The following is a 3,718-nucleotide window of genomic DNA, read 5'->3' as shown; positions in this document are numbered from 1 at the left end:
GTTCCATAATGTTGATTATGCCAGATTTACACGTAAAACAGGTAAATTATCCATAATCAACCTTTAGAAGAGAAGTGACTTGCCGCCTGGTCGACATGGATGAATCCCACAAGATCCTCCGCCCGAGCACGGCGCCTTCCCGGATCTTCAGTGCCCGGCCCGGGCGTAACTCAGATGTGCAGGGCGCTTCCCAAAGCTTTCAGCGCCGCCTCCATGACCGCTTCGCTGCGGGTCGGATGTGCGTGGATGGTGCCGGCGATGTCTTCCAGGCGTGCACCCATCTCGATGGCCAGCGCAAAAGCTGCCGAGAGCTCGGAGACCCCGGCTCCCACCGCCTGCAGGCCGAGCACGAGATTGGTGTCGGCGCGGGCCACGACGCGCACGAAGCCCTCTTCGGATAGCATCGTCATCGCCCGCCCGTTGGCGCTGAACGGAAACTGGCCGGTGCGAATCTCATAACCTTGCGCCTTCGCTTCCGCCGGCGACAGGCCGGCGCTGACGATTTCCGGATCGGTGAAGCAGATGGCTGGGATGCATCGTTTGTCCCAGGCCCGCTTCTTCCCGGCGATGATTTCCGCCACCATCTCCCCTTGCGCCATGGCCCGATGGGCAAGCATCGGCTCGCCGGTCACATCGCCGATCGCATAGATGCCGCGCATCGACGTGCGGCAGCGGTCGTCGATCCTCAAATAAGGGCCGGCACGGTCGAGATCGAGCTCTTCGAGACCGGATCCTGCGGTTCTTGGGCGGCGGCCGACGGTGACGAGGATGCGGTCCGCCGGCAGGGACTGTTGGCGGCCATCGGCCGTTTCGACGATCAACACCTCGCCATTGTCGGCAAGGCCGATCGCCTTGGCACCTGTCAACACCCGGATACCGCCTTCGGTCAGCTTGCGCATGACGGGCCGCACCAGCTCGGCATCATATTGCGGCAGCACCTGTGGCGTCGCCTCGACGATCGTCACATCAGACCCCATCTTGGAAAAAGCCGTCCCGAGCTCCAGTCCGATGTAACCGCCGCCGACCACGACGAGCTTTTTCGGCAGCTCCGTCAGCGACAGCGCCTCTGTCGAGGAAATGACGCGGCCGCCGAAAGGCAGGTTCGCAAGCTCCACCGGATCCGAACCGGTGGCGATCACCACCGTCTCGGCGCGGATGATCTGTTGGCCTATTTCCGTCTCCACCTCCACCGTCTTGCCGTCGCGGAAGTGGGCGCGGCCGTGGACGATCTTGACTCGTGCCTTCTGCAGCAGCCCCGAAACACCACCTGTGAGCCGGCCGACGATCCCGTCCTTCCAGGCAATCGTCCTGCCGAGATCGATCGACGCGCCCTCGACGCGGATGCCCATCGGATTCTTGCCGGCAAGCATCCTTTGCGTCGCATCGAATTCCTCCGCCGCATGGATCAACGCCTTGGAGGGAATGCAGCCGACCGTCAGGCAGGTGCCGCCCGGTTTGCCGGCCTCGACGATAACAGTATCGATGCCGAGCTGCCCGGCGCGAATGGCGCAGACATAACCGCCCGGACCGGCGCCGATGACGAGGAGCTTGCAGACGATCTCTTTCATGGATCTCAGCTTTCGATAAAAATGAGCGCCGGCGTTTCGAGCAGCGTGCGGATGCGCTGCACGAAGTTTGCCGCATCCCAGCCGTCGATGATGCGATGATCAAAGCTGGAGGAGAGGTTCATCATCTTGCGCGGCACGAACTGCGTGCCGTCCCAGACCGGTCGTGTGGCGATCTTGTTGACGCCGACGATCGCCACTTCGGGATGATTGATGATCGGTGTCGAGACGATGCCGCCGAGCGCGCCGAGCGAGCTGATGGTGATGGTGGAGCCGGAAAGCTCATCGCGTGTCGCGGTGCCGGAGCGCGCCGCTTCCGCCAGCCGGTTCATCTCCGTGGCGCAATCCCAGATGCCGCGGGCTTCCGCATGCCGGACCACCGGCACGGTCAGACCGGCGGGCGTCTGCGTGGCGATGCCGATGTGCACGGCACCATAGCGCGTGATGATGCTGGCATCGTCGTCGAAAGTAGCGTTGACGTCAGGCTGTTCGGAAATGGCCTTGACCAGCGCCCGCATCAGGAAGGGCAGAACCGTCAGCTTCGGATGATCAGGCTTGCGATCGCCGTTCATGGTGGTGCGCAACTCCTCGAGCGCGGACATATCCACTTCCTCCACATAGGTGATGTGGGGGATGCGCGAGGCGGAAAGCACCATCTTTTCGGCGATGCGGCGGCGCAGGCCGGTCAGCTTGATCTCCTCGGTCGCCGTCTTCTTGGCAAAACCGTTCTTGACCGCAGCAGGAGCGGTTCCAGGAGTCAGGAATTGCTCGATATCCTCGCGCAGGATACGCCCGGCCGGTCCGCTCCCCTGCACCTGCCTGAGATCGACGCCGCTTTCCCTGGCGAAGAGCCGCACCGAGGGAGCGGCAAGCGGCTTTTCCGCCGGCGCCGCCGTCGGCACTGGCGCCGCCGCAGGGGCTGGCGCTGCCGGAGCAGGTCTTGCCATCTCGGCTCTGGGCGTTTCGGCAATCGGCGTCTGCGAGATCTGCATAGGCTGAGCCTCGCCGACATCTCCCGCTGTCTCGATCCGCACCAGCGGGGCCTTGACCGCGATGCGGTCTCCAACCTCGCCGGCAAGCCATATGACGATGCCATTGACGGGAGACGGAATTTCCACGGTGGCCTTGTCGGTCATGACGGCGGCGATCACCATGTCCTCGCGGACGGGATCTCCTGTCTTCACGTGCCACTCCACAATCTCGGCCTCGGCGACCCCCTCCCCGACATCGGGCATCTTGATGATGAATTCGCCCACGGCTCAAGCCTCCATGACTTCGGCAAGCGCCCGCCCGACACGGCCGGGACCGGGGAAATAGTCCCACTCCTGCGCATGCGGATAGGGCGTGTCCCAGCCGGCAACGCGCACGACCGGCGCTTCGAGATGATAGAAGCAATGCTCCTGCACCAGCGCCGCGACTTCGGCGCCGAAGCCGGACGTCAGGGTTGCCTCATGCACGACGACACAGCGACCCGTCTTCGAGACTGAGTTGACGATCGTGTCGAGATCGAGCGGCAGCAGGCTTCTAAGATCGATCACCTCGGCATCGATGCCGGCATCCTCGGCTGCGGCAAGCGCCACATGCACCATGGTGCCGTAGGCAACCACGGTCACCGCCGATCCCACGCGACGCACCTCGGCCTTGCCGATCGGGATGGTGTAGTGGCCGTCAGGCACCTCTCCGAGGTCGTGTTTCGACCAGGGCGTCACCGGCCGCTCGTGATGGCCATCGAAGGGGCCGTTATAGAGGCGCTTCGGCTCTAGGAACATGACAGGATCGGGATCCTCGATCGCCGCGATCAGCAGGCCTTTGGCGTCATAGGGATTGGACGGCACGATCACCTTCAGCCCGCAGACATGGGTAAAAAGCGCCTCCGGACTCTGGCTGTGCGTCTGGCCGCCGAAGATTCCGCCGCCGGTCGGCATGCGCACCACGATCGGGCAGGTGAAATCGCCGTTGGACCGGTAGCGGATGCGAGCCGCCTCCTGCGTCAGCTGGTCATAGGCCGGATACATGTAATCGGCGAACTGGATTTCGACACAGGGCTTCAGCCCGTAGGCGGCCATGCCAATCGCCGTGCCGACGATTCCGGATTCGCTGATCGGCGTATCGAAGCAGCGCGTTCTGCCGTATTTTGCCTGCAGGCCCTGCGT

General features: G+C 63.6%; 3 protein-coding genes. All 3 read right to left on the bottom strand.

What is annotated here, in order from left to right:
• Nucleotides 1-170 precede the first annotated feature (170 nt).
• Nucleotides 171-1,568 (bottom strand): dihydrolipoyl dehydrogenase, encoded by a 1,398-nt coding sequence (lpdA, locus tag AC1D1Z_RS35065; RefSeq protein ID WP_130719309.1) that lies wholly within the window; start codon nucleotides 1,566-1,568, stop codon nucleotides 171-173.
• A 5-nt stretch (nucleotides 1,569-1,573) separates the two neighbouring features.
• Nucleotides 1,574-2,821: a dihydrolipoamide acetyltransferase family protein gene (locus AC1D1Z_RS35060; protein WP_018449160.1), complete on the bottom strand. Its 1,248-nt coding sequence runs from the start codon at nucleotides 2,819-2,821 to the stop codon at nucleotides 1,574-1,576.
• A 3-nt stretch (nucleotides 2,822-2,824) separates the two neighbouring features.
• Nucleotides 2,825-3,718, bottom strand: an 894-nt coding sequence (locus tag AC1D1Z_RS35055; protein ID WP_477853384.1) for an alpha-ketoacid dehydrogenase subunit beta, incomplete at its 5' end; no start/stop codon positions are given.

The organism is Rhizobium sp. P1_E1, from assembly GCF_056406015.1.
This window is presented reverse-complemented; position numbering and strand designations above follow the sequence as displayed.

What these genes read in the sequence shown, in the direction of transcription:
- lpdA (WP_130719309.1), bottom strand. Translation starts at nt 1,568, where the DNA reads ATGAAAGAGATCGTCTGCAAGCTCCTCGTCATCGGCGCCGGTCCGGGC.